Here is a 16,075-nt window from a genome sequence, read left to right on the forward strand (position 1 = left end):
CTCCTACAGGTCGGGATTCAGAATCGGGTCTGTACGGCTAACTCGAAGGTGCGCGGTGTGCCGAGGTAATACGCCGGCGAAACATGCGCAAACTCGGCATACACCTCGTTGGTCAGGTTACGCACCCGGCCGGTGACGGTGGTGTGCCGGTCGACCTTGTAGCTCAGGAAACTCCCGAGCAACGTATAGGACGGCACGGTCATGGTGTTGGCGCTGTCGGCAAACACCGAGGCCACGTACCGCGCATCGACGCCGCCCTGCCATTGCGGCGCGAAATCGTAGGTCAGCCACAGGTTGCCGACCCGATCCGGCACGTTAGTCGGCGTGTTGCCCTTGCGTGAGACCACCACGCCAGCGGCGTTCTTCTCGGTGAACTCGTCGTATTGCGCATCGACCCAGGCGAAGTTGCCTTCGGCCAACAACTTGTCGGTGATCCTGAAGGAGGTCGCCAACTCGATGCCTTTGGATGTTTGCTGACCCACCGGGATACTTTGGGTCGGGTCCAGCGGATCGGTCACGGCAAAATCCTTACGCTCAATCGTGTACGCTGCCACCGTCGCCGAGCCGCGACCGTCCAGATAATCGAATTTGCTGCCGACTTCCCACTGCTTGCCGGTGGACACGTCAAAGTCCTGCGTGCCGCTGGGCTGTTCGGCGGCGGTGCTGTACTGCACGTAGACGTTGGCTGTGGGAATGATCTGGTAGGTCAGGCCGGCCCGGCCGGTAATCGGCTCCCAACTGCGCTTGAGGTGTCGAGGATTGCTGGCGGTCACGGCCCGGTGATTGGTCACGTCCAGGTCGATGTCGTCGTAACGCAGGCCGGTCAGCAGCGCCAGTTTGTCGGTCAATGCGAGTCGGTTTTCGACGAACAGGGCTTTGGTGGTGACCTCATTGGTCTTGTCGCTGACCCGTTCTGGATTGGTGCCCGGGATGTCGTAGAAGTGCCCCGGCTGGAAGTTGTTCGGGTCGACGCTGCTGGTGCCTTTGACGTTCAGCGGCGAGTTGGTGGTCTGGTTGACCTTGTACTCGAAGCCGCCGGACCAAGTGGTGTCCAGGCCCAGCAGGGTATTGTCGTGGCGCAGCTCGAACTGGTTGCCGTTTTGCTCACCCTGATGCCGAACCTGATACGCCGTGGAGCGATTCACCGCGCTGTTGTCGGCGTTGTACTGATAGGTTTCGAGGTTGCGGTAATCGCGCTGGCTGTCGAGGTGGTACAGCGTGTTGCGCAGCGTCGTGCTGTCGTTGATTCGGTAGTCGATGATCGAGCGAACCCAGATCGTGCGCTGTTCGTAGCGCCCGTCTTCGACGTTGTAGTTGTTGAATCGGTTGTGTTTGTCGATCTTCAGCTCGCCAGCCTTGGGATTGAGCACCGGAGTGCCCCAATAAGGACTGTCCTCATGTTCGTCCTGATATTCCAGGGCCAGGGTGTGGGACAGGTTTGGCGTCAGGTCGCTGAGCAACGAAAACGCCACACTCCAGGCATCGCGCTCCTGACGGTCGATGTAGCCGTTGCTGGTGTTGTGGCTGACGTCGAGTCGCGCGTAGTGCTGCACGTCCGCGCCGGCTTCGCTGAGGGCGTGGTTGAGGCCGAATGCGGTCTCGGTGGTGTCGTAGCTGCCGTAGCTGACCCGACCTTCGACCGCTTGCTCCTCGCGGGTGGCCAGTTTGGTCACGTAATTCAACGAGCCACCCACGGAACCAGCGCCATTGATCAGCGACGAAGGGCCGCCCACCAGTTCGACCCGATCATAAATCCACGCGTCCACGGGGCGAGCCAAGCCGCCCGATACGTTGATGCCACTGACGCCGGGGTTTCGCGTACGCTCAGGCCCAGCCTGGAGGCCGTACCGCTGGATTGGTCAAGGCTCAGCCCCGGTTCGGCATTGGCCTCGCCATCAATGGTGATTGGCGCCAGATCGACGGTGGATTGCGCCTAGGTGTTAACGGACAGGCAGCCGAACAGGCTGGCCAAAAGAGGAAGGTGTTTCATCGATGAATCCTGAATTCTTGACTAGGAAACAGCGCACAGGCAAACGCCACGCGTAGGCGAAGTGGGCTGATCGGAAAGACGAAAAATCAGGCGAAAGGTGGGGCGCGAGGGTTGGCCGAAGGCCAGGTGTGGCGGGCAGGAAGGTCGATGCTGGCAACGGCGGCCAGCGGCGGGCTGTGTTGTTGCGGGAGAATCGCCAGGGTCAGGCTGGAGTTGAGCGCCGGGCCCATGCCGCCGGTGGAGCACAGCGGGCAACCGAACGCCTTGGACAGGGTCGGCAGCTTTTCCTCGGAGGTGTTCGACGAGGCTGGCGCCTGAGTTGCCGGGTCCACGGCACAGAACTGGCCGCCGAGGCCGTTGAGTTGCATCCCGACCATTTGCCCATGACCGATGCTGCAGGCGAACACGTTGAACAGGACGCAGCAATAAAGCATCCAGGCCATCAATGTGCGATCAGTTCGGGCGAATCTCATGGGGCGGCACTTTACCGTACCGCTGATCGGTCGTGCACTTCAAAAAATGCCGACTAGGATGATTTGTTCAAATCCCTTTCCAAGGATTTCAACCATGACCTTTGTATTGGCTCAATGGCTGGTGACAATTTTTGCGGTGATCGCCTTGATGCACGTGTATTGGGCGCTGGGTGGGCAGTGGGCGGCGGCAGTGGTGGTGCCGCAGGTGCCGGTGCGCGGTTTTGTCGCAACGGTGCGTCCGGCGTTCAAACCGTCGGGCTGGCTGACGCTGGTGGTGGCTGCTGCGTTGTTAACGATTGCTGCGTTGGTGTGTATGCGGGTTGGTTGGGGAATGCCGGCGGTCAGTCACAAAGCGTTGCAATGGGTGATCAGCGCCATCGCGATGCTGATGTTTGCCCGGGCAATCGGTGATTCGAACCTTGTAGGGTTCTTCAAGCAGGTCAAGGATTCGAGATTTGCCCGGCTCGACACCTGGGCTTATTCGCCGTTGTGCGTGGTGTTGGGGGCCGGGTTGTTGGCCGTCGCCTGGGTCTGATCGGCAGGTAAAGCAAAATCAAAAGATCGCAGCCTTCGGCAGCTCCTATGGGTGTACACATTCCCCTGTAGGAGCTGCCGAAGGCTGCGATCTTTTCGCATCTAGCTACCGATTTCGGTACGCCGACTACTCACCTCGGCCGGCACATCATCCCCAGCCATGCGCTTGCGAAACAACGCCGCCCGCGCCAGCAGCAACGTGGTCACCGGCACCGTAATCGCCAACAGAATCGGAATCAGCCAGGCATGCAGCACTGGCGCGGACTTGAGCGCCGAAAAGTAAATGATCGACGCCAATGCCACACACCACGCGCCCAAGGTCGAAGCCAGGGCTGGCGGGTGCATGCGCTGGAAGTAATCCTTCATTCGTAACAACCCGACCGCGCCAATCAGTGCAAACAAACTGCTGAGCACCAGCAGGATCGCCACCGGAATCTCGACCCACAACGACAGTTCGCCATTCATTCGATCACCTCGCCACGCAGCAGGAATTTGGCCAGGGCAAACGAACCGACGAAGCCGAACAGGGCGATCAGCAGCGCGGCCTCAAAGTAAGTGTCACTGGCATAACGAATACCCAGCGCCAGCATCATCAGCATGGCGATGATGTACAGATAATCCAGCGCCAGAACCCGGTCCTGGGCCGATGGTCCCTTGAATAGCCGGATCAGGGTCAGGATCATCGCCAGCGAAAAGATGAACAGGCTCAGCACGATCGCGTTCGACAGCAATTCGCTCATTCGAAGATCTCCATCAAAGGACGCTCGTAGGCCGACTTGAAGTGCTCGATAAACGACGCCTCGTCATCCAGATCGAACACGTGCAGCAACAGAATGCTGCGGTCCAGCGCCAGTTCCGACCAGACCGTGCCGGGCACTACCGTACAGATCATTGACAGCGCAGCCAGGCCGTTGGCGTCGCGCAAGTCCAGCGGCACCTTGATGAACGCCGAGCGCGGTGGCCGTCGACCGGCGTTTAGTACGCCCCAGGCCACGGCGATGTTGGATAGCACCACGTCACGACCGATCAGGAAAAACAACCGCACAATCACCCCTGGTCGCCGAATCCGGATAGGCAATGGCCGCAATTTGCGCATCATCAACGGCGCGCAAAACCCCAGCATCGCGCCCAACAGCAGATTGCCAGGGCTGATCGACAGGTTCAGCACCAGCCACAACAGCCACAGTGCCAGGGACAACCACGGCGCAGGAAACAGACGCTTCATGGTTGCACCTCCAGCATCGCCGCTTTCGCTTCGGGACTTGGGACGGAGCGGGTGCCGAGCACCGCCATCACGTATTGCTCCGGGTTGTTCAAGGCTGTTGCGGCGGCCTGGGTGTAGCGCATCAGCGGTTCGGCGTTGAAGGTCAGCGCGATGCTCAGCCCCAGCAGGGCGATGATCGGCACGCACTCAAGGCGTCGCAGCAGCGGCGATGGCCGCTCCTCGGGGGTCCAGAAACGCTGGATACCCAACCGCGAGAAAGCAATCAGCGACGCCAGCCCGGACAGGATCAGCAACGCCAGCAAGCCCCACGCCGCGTTTGATATCGGGACGTCACCGCTGTTGCCAATCCCCAGCGGGTTGAGCAGGGCACTGAGCAAACCGAGCTTGCCAATAAACCCGGAGAGCGGCGGCATGCCGATGATCAGCAAGGCGCAGGCAATGAAACTCAAGCCGAGGAAGGCCATGGTCCAGGGGATCACTTGGCCGACCACGGCTTTCTGTTCGTCGTCGAGGTTGATGCCTTTGGTCGGTTGCAGGGATTGCGGAGGTCGCGTAATGAGATCGGCGTCGTCGAACAGCGGCATTTCATTGACTGAGCGGGAGCGCTCGATCAACTCGGCCAACAGGAACAGCGCACTCAGCGCCAACGTCGAGCTGACCAGGTAGAACAGTGCCGCGCCGATAAGGTTTGGTTGTGCGAAGCCGATGGCCGACAACAGAATCCCGGCCGACACCAGAATGCTCAGGCTGGCCATGCGTTCCAGCCGTTGCGCGGCAAGAATCGCCACGGCCGCGCAGACGATGGTCGCCATGCCGCCGTAGATCAGCCAGTCGCCACCAAAGTAGGCGGACGCCCCGGCCTGGCCGGAGAACAGTAGCGTCCACAGTCGCAGCAAGGTGTAGACACCGACCTTGGTCATGATCGCGAACATCGCTGCCACTGGCGCACTGGCCGCGGAATAGGCCGGTACCAGCCAGAAGTTCAGCGGCCACATCCCGGCCTTCGCCAAAAACGCCACCGCCAGAATTGCCGCACCAGCATGCAGCAGGCCGCGATCAGCTTCAGGTACCAGCGGGATTTTCAGCGCCAGGTCGGCCATGTTCAGCGTGCCGGTGACGCCATAGATCAGTGCCGCGCCAATCAGAAACAGCGACGAGGCCAGCAGGTTGATCGAGATGTAATGCAGCCCCGACGACACCCGTGCCCGGCCCGAACCATGAAGCATCAAGCCGTAAGACGCGGCCAGCAGCACTTCGAAGAACACGAACAGGTTGAACAGGTCTGCCGTCAGGAATGCGCCGTAAAGGCCCATCAACTGTATCTGGAACAGCGCGTGGAAGCTCGAACCGGCGCCGTCCCAACGGGCCATGGCGAACAGCAGGGCGCTGACGCCGATGATCCCGGTCAGCACCAGCATCATCGCCGACAGACGATCGACCACCAGCACGATGCCGAACGGTAATTGCCAGTTGCCCGGCAGGTACACCCCAATGGAGCCAGGCACGCCGGTGGTTTGCGTCCATTGCAGCAGCATCACGGAGATGCCCAGGCCCAGCAGGCTGGAGAACAGGTTGATCTTGGCTTTCAGCGGGCGATGTTTCTCGCCGAGCATCAGCATGATGGCGGCGGTCAGCAGCGGCAGCAGAATCGGTGCGGCGATCAGGTGCGTCATCGCATTCATTCTTTAGGCTCCCGGCCATCCACATGGTCGGTACCGGTCAGGCCCCGAGAGGCCAGCAGCACCACCAGAAACAACGCGGTCATGGCGAAGCTGATCACGATTGCGGTCAACACCAGGGCTTGGGGCAGTGGGTCGGTGTAATGCAGCAAATCCTGCGGCACGCCGTTCTTGATGATGGGCTCCCTGCCAATGAACAGGCTGCCCATGCTGAAGATGAACAGGTTGACGCCATAAGACAGCAGGCACAGGCCCATGACCACCTGGAACGTCCGTGGCCGCAGGATCAGCCAGACGCCGGACGCGGCCAGGACGCCGATGGCGATTGCGATGACTTCTTCCATCAGACGGCTCCTTTGGCGGCAACGGATTTCGGCGCAGCAGCGGATTTCGGCTGCGCGGCGGTTTTGTGACCCCGAACCGACTGGTGAGCCAGGGCGGTGAGGATCAATAGCGTCGAACCGACCACTACCGCGTACACGCCGATGTCGAAGAACAGCGCACTGGCGATATGAATATCGCCCAGAACTGGCAGTTCGAAATGCCAGGTGTGGGTGGTCAGGAACGGATACCCGGCGGCCATCGCGCCAAGCCCGGTGACCGTGGCGAACAGCAGCCCGGTGCCCATCCAGCGCAGCGGCCGCAGGCTCATTTGCGCCTCTACCCACTGAGTGCCGGCGACCATGTATTGGAGGATGAAGGCCACCGACATCACCAGGCCGGCAACAAACCCGCCGCCCGGTTGGTTGTGCCCGCGCATGAACAGGTAGAACGAAATCACCACGGCGATCGGCAGCAACAGGCGCACCAGCACCGCTGGCACCATCATGAAACCGAGGGCGGTGTCGCTGGCCTGACGCGGGTTGACCAGGTCGGTGACCACGTCGGGCGCCAGCAAACGCTGCTGGGCCGGCAATTGCAGGCTTTCTTTCGGTGGGCGGAAGCGGCGCAGCAGGGCGAATACCGTCAGGGCCACGGCCGCCAGCACGGTGATTTCACCGAGGGTGTCGAAGCCACGGAAGTCCACCAGCATGACGTTGACTACGTTGCTACCGCCACCTTCCGGCAGGGCGCGGCTGAGGTAGAACGAAGAAATGTCGTTAGGCGTCTGCCGGGTCAGCATCGCATAGGCCAGCAGCGCCATACCGCCGCCGACCACGGTCGACAACAGCAAGTCGCGGATACGCCGGATGCGCGCCTTGCGCAGGCTGCTTGGTAACGGAGAGACCTCTTCGATCCGTCGCGGCAACCAACGCAGGCCCAGCAGGATCAGCACCGTGGTCACCACTTCGACCACCAGTTGCGTTAGCGCCAGGTCCGGCGCCGAGAACCAGACAAAGGTCACGCAAGTCATCAGGCCACACACGCTGACCATGGTCAGGGCGGCGAGACGGTGATACTTGGCCTGCCATGCCGCGCCGAGGGCACAGGCAATCGCCAGCAGCCACAGGATCACAAACACGATCGACCCCTGAATTTTCGGCCGCTCGCCCCAGCTCAGGCTGCTGTGGAGCATCGGGATCAACCCGGCCAGCACGGCGGCGAGCACCATCAGGAACAACTGGGTTTGCAGGCGCTTGGTGCCGATCCGCCGCTCCAGGCGACGGGCCACGCGCATCATGATCACCAGGCTGCGTTCGAACAGGCGCTTGCCGTTGAACCGGCCAATCAGCGGCGGGTACTTGAAGCGCCCGCGCTTGAGTTGGTTACGAAGCAGCAGGTAAAGCACGATGCCGCCGGACATGGCGATCAGGCTCATGATCATCGGCGCGTTCCAGCCGTGCCATATCGCCAGGCTGTATTCGGGCAGAGTGCCACCGACGACGGGCAGGGCCGCCGCCGCGAGCAACGGGCCGACGACCTGGGCTGGGAAAATCCCGACGATCAGGCAGGTGAACACCAGCAGTTCTACCGGCGCGCGCATCCAGCGAGGCGGCTCGTGCGGAGTGTGCGGGAGGTCGGTGGCGGTCGGGCCGAAGAACACATCGACGGTAAAACGCAGGGAATAGGCGACGCTGAACGTACCGGCAATGGTCGCGACAATCGGCAAGGTCATCTCGACCCAGGCAGTGGCGTTGATGAACACGGTTTCGGCGAAGAACATTTCTTTGGAGAGGAAACCGTTGAGCAGCGGTACGCCTGCCATGGAGGCGCTGGCGACCATTGCCAGCGTGGCAGTGAACGGGATCAGTTTGATCAGGCCGCTGAGCTTGCGAATGTCCCGGGTGCCACTTTCGTGGTCGATGATCCCGGCGGCCATGAACAGCGAAGCCTTGAAGGTGGCGTGGTTGAGAATGTGGAACACCGCGGCCACGGCGGCCAGCGGACTGTTCAGGCCCAACAGCAGGGTGATCAGGCCCAGGTGGCTGATGGTCGAGTACGCCAGCAAGCCCTTGAGGTCGTTCTGGAACATCGCGCAGTACGCGCCGAGCAACAGGGTGCAGGCGCCAGCCCCGCCAACGATGTAGAACCATTCTTCACTGCCGGATAGCGACGGCCATAGACGTGCCAGCAGAAACACCCCGGCCTTGACCATGGTCGCCGAGTGCAGATAAGCCGAAACCGGGGTCGGCGCCGCCATCGCGTGGGGCAGCCAGAAGTGGAAGGGGAATTGCGCGCTTTTGCTCAGGGCGCCGATCAGGATCAGGGGTAGCAGAATAGGGTAGAGGGCATGTGCGCGAATCAGATCGCCGGCGGCCAGGACCTTGTCCAGGTCATAGCTGCCAACCACATGGCCGAGCAGCATGACCCCCGCCAGCAGGCACAAACCCCCCGCGCCGGTGACCATCAGCGCCATATAGGCGCCACGTCGGGCATCGGCGCGGTGGTGCCAGTAGCCGATCAAAAGAAACGAAAAGAGGCTGGTCAGCTCCCAGAAAAACACGATCTGGATCAGGTTGCCGGAGATCACCAGCCCGAGCATGGCGCCCATGAACGCCAGGAAAAACGCGAAAAACCGCGGCACCGGATCGTCCGGCGACATGTAATAGCGGGCGTACAAAGAAACCAGCGTGCCGATGCCCAGCACCAGCAGCGAGAACAGCCAGGCGAAACCGTCCATGCGCAGGACGAAGTTCAGGCCGAGGCTCGGTAACCAGAAGAATTCTTCGCGTATCACGCCGCCATGGGCGATCTGCGGGTACAAGAGAGCGACTTGAATAGTGCCCGCGAGGGCAACCAGACCAGCCAGAAGTGATTCGCTGTTACGCGCGTTATGTGGCAGCAAAGCCGCGACACAGCTGCCGATAAAAGGCAGAAGCAGTAGAACTATCAGGGACATAGGCTTCTAATCTGCGGAAGTTTGTGAAGCATCATACGTGCCAGTTCCCGGATCGCCAAACGCCAACCTGTGGCAGGATCCTACAAGGTAGGCACAAAAAGACGGTTTTTCATTGTTTCAACGCTTTGAAACTCCGCGGGCGCAAAAAGATCGCAGCCTTCGACAGCTCCTACATTGGAATGCGTACCCCTGTAGGAGCTGCCGAAGGCTTTAACGTTCGCCTTCGCGCTCCAATGCTTCGTCGACCGCAATGGCACCTTTACCCTTGGTCTTCAACTCACTGACAATCACCGCCGCCACAATCAATGCTGCCCCAAGCAAGGCAATCGCCGGCAGCCGCTCCCCGGCCAAGCGTCCGGCAATCCCGGCCCACACCGGTTCGCCGGCATAGATCAATGTCGCCCGAGTCGGTGAAACACTCTTCTGCGCCCAGTTCATCGCCACCTGAATCGCCGCACTGGCCGCACCCAAACCCAGGGCGCTGCATAGCAGTAACCAGGAGAAGTCCGGGATCACTTCGTTTGTCGGTACCACCATCAAAAATGCCAACACCGAGGTAGTCGCCAATTGCACCACAGTCACCCGCCGCACATCGACCTGACCGGCATAGGTGCTGATCAGAATAATCTCCGCCGCAATCGCGATAGCGCTGATCAACGTGGCGATTTCACCCGGACTGAAATTCAGCGAAGCCCCGGAAGGCCCCGACAGCAACATCAATCCGGTAAACGCCAGCATGATCCCGATGCTCGGCATCAACCCCGGCCGCCGCCCCAGCACCAGCCATTGCAGCAACGGCACAAACGGGACGTACAACGCGGTAATAAACGCCGACTGACTGCTGGGAATCGTCTGCAACCCGACGGTCTGCAAGCCATACCCAAGCATAATCGCCACGCCGATAAAGGCACCGGCCTTGAGTTCGAACAGGGTCAGTTCCCGCAGCTGACGCCAGGAGAACAGCGCGACGATACTTGCCGCCGCCGCAAAGCGCAGGCCAACGAAAAACATCGGCCCACTGACGGTCATCGCATGCTGTACCAGCAAAAAGGTCCCGCCCCAGACCATGGTAATCAGCACCAGCACGCACTCGGCCTTGCTGAACCGCGAGAAACGGGAAGAAGCCTGAGGGGAATTCACCGACGTCATGACCTTGCGCGCTACCTGAGGCGGACGCACAATGCGCCCGAATGTTGCGCAGTATACTGCCCAACCCTGCCAAGTGAGCAATATAGTGCACAAAGATTCTCCCCCGCGGGCTTCGGTCCTCCAGCACGTCAGCCAGAACGTTCGACGGCTGCGCCACGCCGCCGACATGAGCCAGACCGCCCTGGCCGAAAAGTCCGGTGTCAGCCGGCGGATGCTGGTGGCGATCGAAGCCGGCGAGAAAAACGTCAGCCTGACCACCCTCGACCGAGTGGCCGAAGCGCTGGACGTCGCCTTCAGCGATCTGATCCAGGCCCCGGATGCCCGCGACCCAAGCCGCATCAACGAACTGGCCTGGGCCGGGACGATTTCCGGGAGTAAAGCGGTGTTGCTGTCCAAAGCCACTGCTACCCGCGAGGTGGAGCAATGGGAATGGTGCCTGCAACCGGGTGAGGTTTATCCGTCACAACCGGATGCCGAAGGCTGGAGTGAGCAGATTTTTGTGTTCGAAGGCTGCCTGACGCTGATGCTGGGCGACACAGCGCAGCAAATCGCGGCGGGGGAGTTCTTCATGTTCGCCAGCAACCAGCCCCATACCTATCGCAACGATGGACCGGTGGCGGCGCGGTTTGTGCGTAATGTAGTGATCTGAATGAGCCAGAATGCGGACATCCTGATCATCGGCGGAGGCCTCAGCGGCGCGATGCTGGCGGCGCAGTTACTGCGTTTACCCGGCCAGCGTTCAGTGCTGGTGATTGAACCCCGCGCCGAACTCGGCCGGGGCGAGGCCTACAGCGCAGTCGAGTTGGGCCATACGTTGAACGGCAACGCGGCGAGGATGAGCGTCGACCCGGACAACGCCGATGACCTGACCCAATGGCTGACCGAATACATCGCGGCCGGTGGTTGGCCGGAGTCGGACCAGCAGCATGTGCCGGTCAGTGAGTTGTTTGCGCCGCGGGGGCTTTTCGGCCTGTACGTGCAGCAACGGCTGGCCGAAGCGAAAGCAGTTGGGGCGTTGAACGGTTCGAGTGTCGAGCACGTGCAGGCTGAAGTGGTTGACCTGCAAACCTTCGATGATTCAGTACGGCTGACCCTGAGCGACGGTCAACGCTTGCAGGGGGCTTTTGCGGTACTGGCCACGGGGATGTTCCCCGCCGCCCGCACGCCGCAGACCGAGTCCAGCGGTTTGAACGCGGCAGCGCTTGATCCGTGGGACGTCGCCGCCATGCGGCAGCTCGACCCGCACTCCACGGTGCTGATCATCGGCTCGGGCCTGACCATGGTCGATGCGGTGGTGTCGCTGGAACAGGCCGGGCATCGCGGGCCGATTGAAGTGTTCTCCCGGCATGGGTTGCTGCCGCATGTGCGGCGGCAACCACCGGCCTGGGTGGATTTTCTCGCCGAGGACCACAGCATTCGTACACCGCGTCAACTGGTGCGCGAGCTGCGCAGGCATTGCAAGGACGCCATTGCCCAAGGCATCGACTGGCAATCACCGCTCGACACCGTGCGCGCACACATCGGCCGGTTGTGGAGTCAGGCGACGGACGTGCAGCGTCGGCAATTCGTACGGCACGTGCGGCCGTGGTGGGAGAGTCATCACCACCGCTCGCCACCACTGAGTGCCGAGTTGGTGGAGCGCTTGCACGAGGAAGGGCGGCTGCGGATTCACGCCGCATCGTTCAAAGGCCTGGAGCCTGTTGTGGGCGGTGAAGTGCGCATCCGGATCCGGCGGCGTGGCGAGACTGAAACGGTGGTCGCCAGCGGCGCGGCGTTGATCAACTCCAGCGGCATCGAATACGACTGGCGCCGGGTCGCCCGACCGCTGCCACAACAGTTGCTGGCCCGTGGGCTGATCCGGCCAGGGCCGTTGGCGCTGGGGATTGCGGCGGCGGTGGATGGCGCGGTGCTGGACGCCGAAGGGCGGGTTGCCCAACGGTTATTTGCCATGGGCCCGCCGTTGCGTGGCATGTGGTGGGAGAGTACGGCGGTGACGGACGTGGCGAGCCAGGCAAAGGCCTTGGCGGCGCATCTTTCAGGTTGAGGTTGTTTTATCGGGCCTCATCGCTGGCAAGCCAGCTCCCACAGGTTCTGCGGTGTCACTTAGATTCCTGGCTATAACTAATGCCTGTTGGGGGCGGGCTTGCCGGCGATGGCCATAATTATCTTGGCAGTGCACCTACCAGCCAGCGCTGACGCAGCTGTTCCAGTCGCCCGTTGGTGCGCAGGGTTTCCAGGGCTTTTTGCCAGCGAGCGACCTGCCCGGGATCGGTTTGCGGGGAGAAGGCGATGTAGGTGTCTTGCCGCATCAACGGGATCTGATACTGCAAACGCCCGGGCTCCATGCCTTGATCGCGGGCGAGGGCGGCGCTGGACAAGGTGTCGGAAACGACAAAGTCGGTTCGTCCGAGGCTGAACAGACGCATCATCTGCTCTTGTGTTTCGACCCCGTAGAGGTTTTTCAGGTTTTGCTGTTGCAAGTAGCTGTAGATCAGCCATTTGCGCGGAACGGTAATGCGCCCCAGTTGGTCGGCCTCTTCCAGTGAGTGCACCGGCGGCTGGTTGTTGGAGCGCGCGTACAACGCGGTTTCGACTTCAATCAACGGCCCGACCCACTGATAGCGGTTATCACGCTCGTCGGTGCGTAACACAGTGAAAACGCCGGTGTCGGGTGTCTCACTGGCCATGCGCAGGGCGCGCAACAGCGGTACTTGTTGCAGGTGAATGCGGTCGCCGGTCTGTGCCGCCAGCGCCTGCACCACCTCGACGCCGTAGCCCACCAGTTGCTCGCCTTGCAGAAAATGCAGCGGCGGGTGGTTGTCGGTGAGCAGTTGCAGATCGGCTGCGTTGGCCCCCATGGCCAGGCATGACAGCAGCCACGCGACAATCCGTTTCATGACTCGTCCCTGAAAAAATCGATCGCGCAGCTTATTACGAGCCGAGGGTGGCTGTCGTGAGGAATCTGCGGGGCTTTTGTGTCAGAAAACAGGACGGATCGGTTAGGCGGGGCGGATATGAAAAATGCAGGAGTGAGCCTGCCCGCTATCGCGCGCGGGCTCACTCCTGCAGGGGCGTTACGCTACAACCTGGTAGCACGGCACGTACGCCGCGCCACCCGGCAGCTTCATCCGGTGCTGGGCGACGAAGGCCTTGAGCAACTGATCCAGCGGTTGCATCACCGCCGCATCACCACGGATCTGGTACGGCCCGTGCTCTTCGATCAGGCGGATGCCCTTGTCCTTGACGTTGCCGGCAACGATGCCGGAGAACGCCCGACGCAGGTTGGCGGCGAGTTCGTGGGCCGGCAGTTTACGGCTCAGTTGCAGGCTGGCCATGTTTTCGTGGGTCGGATCGAACGGGCGCTGGAAGCCCTCGTCGATTTTCAGCAACCAGTTGAAATGGAAGGCGTCGTTGCGCTCGCGGCGGAACTGCTTGACCTCTTTCAGGCCAGCGGTCATCTGCCGCGCCACTTCGGCCGGGTCGTCGATGATGATCGTGTAGTGCTGCTTGGCGGCTTCACCCAGGGTGGCGCCGACGAACGCGTCCAGTTGTTCCAGATACGCTGCGGCATGTTTCGGCCCGGTCAGGATTACCGGGAACGGCAGGCCTTCGTTGTCCGGGTGCATCAGGATGCCCAGCAGGTACAGGAATTCTTCGGCAGTACCGGCGCCGCCCGGGAAGATGATGATGCCGTGGCCGACGCGGACGAAGGCTTCCAGGCGTTTTTCGATGTCTGGCAGGATCACCAGTTCGTTGACGATCGGGTTTGGCGCTTCGGCGGCGATGATCCCCGGCTCGGTCAGGCCGAGGTAGCGGCCGCCGTGGATGCGCTGCTTGGCGTGGGCAATGGTCGCGCCTTTCATCGGGCCTTTCATCACGCCAGGGCCGCAACCGGTGCAAATGTCCAGGCTGCGCAGGCCCAGTTCGTGGCCGACTTTCTTGGTGTATTTGTATTCTTCGGTGTTGATCGAGTGGCCGCCCCAGCACACGACGATCTTCGGCTCGACGCCAGGGCGCAGGGTGCGGGCGTTGCGCAGCAGGTGGAAGACGTAGTCGCTGATACCCTGGGAGGTGCTCAGGTCGATGCGCTGGGCGTCCAGTTCGTTTTCGGTGTAGACGATGTCGCGCAGGGCGCTGAACAGCATTTCACGGGTGCTGGCGATCATTTCGCCGTCGACGAAGGCGTCGGCCGGAGCGTTCAGCAGTTCCAGGCGTACGCCACGGTCTTGCTGGTGAATGCGGATTTCGAAGTCCTTGTAGGCTTCAAGGATGGTTTTGGCGTTATCAACGTGGGCGCCGGTGTTGAGGATGGCCAGGGCGCACTGGCGGAACAGGGTGTAGGTGCTGCCGGAACCGGCTTCGCTCAGTTGCTGAACTTCACGTTGGGACAGGGTTTCCAGGCTGCCTTTGGGGCTGACCGAGGCGTTGATTACTTGTCGTTGGGTCATTCAATGATCCTTAAAACGATGCCATTCATAGAGGAGGAGCGACTGGCATCCGAATAATATGTATCCATGAAAGAAGATGGCACGAACTGCGGTGTCTCGCCATGTTCTCCTTTTGACGATGAAAAGATGAAAAGGAGCCCCAGCATAGCTAAATCCTGCGATGAGGCGATAATGCGTCGGCGAGTTTTTTTGATTGCCCCTTTTGTCGCTCAAGGAAGTCATTTGTGATGTTCGAAATTCAGCCGATGGATGCCGCCACTTTTCGCCAGCAGACCCGGCGCAGCACGATCATTATTGCCGTGCTGTTTTTGGTGCTGGCGATGCTGTTTTCCAGCGTCGCAGTGGCACTGTTCGGCGAGCCTGGCGGTGACAACCTGCGCTTTAACGTGGGCGGAGTGTTTCTGGCGTTTCTGCTGACGGCGGGGTTGTTGCGTGGGCGTTTCTGGCATCAGACGTGGATGGCGCCGGCCGTCTATAGCTGGCGGCTCAAGCGCAACCTGATGAGCATCACCAATGTGATGCATCAGGTGACGGCCGCGGTTGAGAAGAATGATCCGACGGCCATGAAGGTGCTGCGCTTCTATCATTTGGCGTTGATGCAGATGCATGAACTGGACGGTAACTCCAGCGATCATGGGCAACTGTGGCGCGAAGTCGAAGCGCATAAAGAGCGGATGCAGGCGCTCGGTCTCGATACCGATCAGGCGCGCCTGGATCCGGCCTGGCTGGAAGCCTTGAAGCAGGCATCGCGCTGAGAGGTTTGCCTACAGCGCTCGGCGAAGTTTGCGCGCACGGAACATTCGTCCGTAAACCAACAGGTTGATCGCCAAGACTACGCTGCCGAGTGCTAACTGGATCTGCGGGGTAAGCCCAGCCGGGTAAATGACCGGCAAAACGTAATGCTCGACGAAACCGCCGCCATACACGGTTTGCCCGGCGGCTTCGCGCATCAGGTTTTCCCAATAGGTCAGCGGGCAGGTCAGGTGAAAGACTTCCACGATCACACCCCACGCGGCGGCGGGCAGGTGCCACCAGATCAGGTGGCGCCATTTGAGCACCAGCAGCCCGCCAAACAGCACGAACAGAATGAACAACAGGTGAAACAGCACCAGCCCGTCGGCGGCGATTCGGTAAAGCATGGTGTCTTCCTGACGTGTTTGCGAGGGGCGTCATGTTACGCCAGTCGGAGCGTTACTGCTTGAGGCGCGGTCGCGAAGGGACACTTCAACGCCTGCGTGTGGCGAGCCTTGATGGCTTGCCCGCGATTGGCCGATTTCCCGCAAGTGCGCAAGATTGT

The 16,075-nt window shown here is 61.2% G+C and carries 14 protein-coding genes and 2 pseudogenes; 4 read left to right on the top strand and 12 right to left on the bottom strand.

What is annotated here, in order from left to right; translation table 11 throughout:
* Positions 1-17 precede the first annotated feature (17 nt).
* Positions 18-1,990, bottom strand: a pseudogene (locus tag JFT87_RS16600) (TonB-dependent receptor).
* An 86-nt stretch (positions 1,991-2,076) separates the two neighbouring features.
* Positions 2,077-2,463 (bottom strand): DUF2946 domain-containing protein, encoded by a 387-nt coding sequence (locus tag JFT87_RS16605; RefSeq protein ID WP_201202909.1) that lies wholly within the window; start codon positions 2,461-2,463, stop codon positions 2,077-2,079.
* Positions 2,464-2,557: 94 nt separating this feature from the next.
* Here JFT87_RS16605 and JFT87_RS16610 point away from each other — a divergent pair, with 94 nt between their 5' ends.
* The gene (locus JFT87_RS16610) at positions 2,558-2,998 is read left to right on the top strand and encodes a DUF3995 domain-containing protein (protein WP_201202910.1); all 441 of its coding nucleotides are present in this window, start codon (positions 2,558-2,560) and stop codon (positions 2,996-2,998) included.
* Between the two features lie 101 nt (positions 2,999-3,099).
* On the opposite strand, the gene JFT87_RS16615 is transcribed toward JFT87_RS16610, so the two are convergent.
* The 7 genes and pseudogenes from JFT87_RS16615 to JFT87_RS16645 form a co-directional block, all read right to left on the bottom strand.
* Positions 3,100-3,462 carry a Na+/H+ antiporter subunit G gene (locus tag JFT87_RS16615; protein ID WP_201202911.1) on the bottom strand — a complete coding sequence of 121 codons (363 nt, stop codon included), beginning with the start codon at positions 3,460-3,462 and terminating at the stop codon, positions 3,100-3,102.
* Entirely contained in the window at positions 3,459-3,737 is a 279-nt protein-coding gene (locus JFT87_RS16620) for a K+/H+ antiporter subunit F (RefSeq protein ID WP_201196316.1), read from the bottom strand. Before JFT87_RS16620 ends, JFT87_RS16615 begins: the two co-directional genes overlap by 4 nt.
* The gene (locus JFT87_RS16625; protein ID WP_201202912.1) at positions 3,734-4,222 is read right to left on the bottom strand and encodes a Na+/H+ antiporter subunit E; all 489 of its coding nucleotides are present in this window, start codon (positions 4,220-4,222) and stop codon (positions 3,734-3,736) included. Before JFT87_RS16625 ends, JFT87_RS16620 begins: the two co-directional genes overlap by 4 nt.
* A complete protein-coding gene (locus JFT87_RS16630) occupies positions 4,219-5,904 on the bottom strand; it encodes a monovalent cation/H+ antiporter subunit D (protein WP_201202914.1) in 1,686 nt (561 codons plus the stop codon). The genes JFT87_RS16625 and JFT87_RS16630 overlap by 4 nt, the downstream gene beginning before the upstream one ends.
* Complete coding sequence (locus JFT87_RS16635; protein WP_201196321.1) at positions 5,901-6,245, bottom strand: Na+/H+ antiporter subunit C; 345 nt, start codon at positions 6,243-6,245, stop codon at positions 5,901-5,903. Before JFT87_RS16635 ends, JFT87_RS16630 begins: the two co-directional genes overlap by 4 nt.
* Positions 6,245-9,181 carry a monovalent cation/H+ antiporter subunit A gene (locus tag JFT87_RS16640; RefSeq protein WP_201202918.1) on the bottom strand — a complete coding sequence of 979 codons (2,937 nt, stop codon included), beginning with the start codon at positions 9,179-9,181 and terminating at the stop codon, positions 6,245-6,247. The genes JFT87_RS16635 and JFT87_RS16640 overlap by 1 nt, the downstream gene beginning before the upstream one ends.
* A gap of 210 nt (positions 9,182-9,391) precedes the next feature.
* A pseudogene (locus tag JFT87_RS16645) lies at positions 9,392-10,421 on the bottom strand (DMT family transporter).
* On the opposite strand from JFT87_RS16645, the gene JFT87_RS16650 reads away from it, so the two are divergent.
* Together JFT87_RS16650 and JFT87_RS16655 are read left to right on the top strand one after the other, a co-directional pair.
* Positions 10,416-10,979, top strand: a complete 564-nt coding sequence (locus JFT87_RS16650) for a helix-turn-helix domain-containing protein (protein WP_201202920.1) — start codon at positions 10,416-10,418, stop codon at positions 10,977-10,979. The pseudogene JFT87_RS16645 and the gene JFT87_RS16650 overlap by 6 nt on opposite strands.
* On the top strand, positions 10,980-12,374 hold the full coding sequence (locus JFT87_RS16655) for an FAD/NAD(P)-binding protein (RefSeq protein ID WP_201202922.1): 1,395 nt from the start codon (positions 10,980-10,982) through the stop codon (positions 12,372-12,374).
* Between the two features lie 118 nt (positions 12,375-12,492).
* Here JFT87_RS16655 and JFT87_RS16660 read toward each other — a convergent pair whose 3' ends face one another.
* Complete coding sequence (locus JFT87_RS16660) at positions 12,493-13,227, bottom strand: substrate-binding periplasmic protein (protein WP_201202924.1); 735 nt, start codon at positions 13,225-13,227, stop codon at positions 12,493-12,495.
* Between the two features lie 177 nt (positions 13,228-13,404).
* A complete protein-coding gene (gene ppnN, locus JFT87_RS16665; RefSeq protein WP_201202926.1) occupies positions 13,405-14,778 on the bottom strand; it encodes a nucleotide 5'-monophosphate nucleosidase PpnN in 1,374 nt (457 codons plus the stop codon).
* A 227-nt stretch (positions 14,779-15,005) separates the two neighbouring features.
* Between ppnN and JFT87_RS16670 the strand changes: the two genes are divergently transcribed.
* Positions 15,006-15,533, top strand: a complete 528-nt coding sequence (locus JFT87_RS16670) for a DUF3087 domain-containing protein (RefSeq protein ID WP_201202928.1) — start codon at positions 15,006-15,008, stop codon at positions 15,531-15,533.
* A gap of 9 nt (positions 15,534-15,542) precedes the next feature.
* Here the strand turns inward: JFT87_RS16670 and JFT87_RS16675 are convergent, their stop codons facing one another.
* Positions 15,543-15,917 carry a DUF2784 domain-containing protein gene (locus tag JFT87_RS16675; protein ID WP_201202930.1) on the bottom strand — a complete coding sequence of 125 codons (375 nt, stop codon included), beginning with the start codon at positions 15,915-15,917 and terminating at the stop codon, positions 15,543-15,545.
* Positions 15,918-16,075 lie beyond the last annotated feature (158 nt).

Origin of the sequence: Pseudomonas sp. TH15 (assembly GCF_016651105.1) — a bacterium.
Classification (GTDB): domain Bacteria; phylum Pseudomonadota; class Gammaproteobacteria; order Pseudomonadales; family Pseudomonadaceae; genus Aquipseudomonas.

What these genes read in the sequence shown, in the direction of transcription:
- JFT87_RS16605 (WP_201202909.1), bottom strand. Translation starts at nt 2,463, where the DNA reads ATGAGATTCGCCCGAACTGATCGCACATTGATGGCCTGGATGCTTTAT.
- JFT87_RS16610 (WP_201202910.1), top strand. Translation starts at nt 2,558, where the DNA reads ATGACCTTTGTATTGGCTCAATGGCTGGTGACAATTTTTGCGGTGATC.
- JFT87_RS16615 (WP_201202911.1), bottom strand. Translation starts at nt 3,462, where the DNA reads ATGAATGGCGAACTGTCGTTGTGGGTCGAGATTCCGGTGGCGATCCTG.
- JFT87_RS16620 (WP_201196316.1), bottom strand. Translation starts at nt 3,737, where the DNA reads ATGAGCGAATTGCTGTCGAACGCGATCGTGCTGAGCCTGTTCATCTTT.
- JFT87_RS16625 (WP_201202912.1), bottom strand. Translation starts at nt 4,222, where the DNA reads ATGAAGCGTCTGTTTCCTGCGCCGTGGTTGTCCCTGGCACTGTGGCTG.
- JFT87_RS16630 (WP_201202914.1), bottom strand. Translation starts at nt 5,904, where the DNA reads ATGAATGCGATGACGCACCTGATCGCCGCACCGATTCTGCTGCCGCTG.
- JFT87_RS16635 (WP_201196321.1), bottom strand. Translation starts at nt 6,245, where the DNA reads ATGGAAGAAGTCATCGCAATCGCCATCGGCGTCCTGGCCGCGTCCGGC.
- JFT87_RS16640 (WP_201202918.1), bottom strand. Translation starts at nt 9,181, where the DNA reads ATGTCCCTGATAGTTCTACTGCTTCTGCCTTTTATCGGCAGCTGTGTC.
- JFT87_RS16655 (WP_201202922.1), top strand. Translation starts at nt 10,980, where the DNA reads ATGAGCCAGAATGCGGACATCCTGATCATCGGCGGAGGCCTCAGCGGC.
- JFT87_RS16660 (WP_201202924.1), bottom strand. Translation starts at nt 13,227, where the DNA reads ATGAAACGGATTGTCGCGTGGCTGCTGTCATGCCTGGCCATGGGGGCC.
- ppnN (WP_201202926.1), bottom strand. Translation starts at nt 14,778, where the DNA reads ATGACCCAACGACAAGTAATCAACGCCTCGGTCAGCCCCAAAGGCAGC.
- JFT87_RS16670 (WP_201202928.1), top strand. Translation starts at nt 15,006, where the DNA reads ATGTTCGAAATTCAGCCGATGGATGCCGCCACTTTTCGCCAGCAGACC.
- JFT87_RS16675 (WP_201202930.1), bottom strand. Translation starts at nt 15,917, where the DNA reads ATGCTTTACCGAATCGCCGCCGACGGGCTGGTGCTGTTTCACCTGTTG.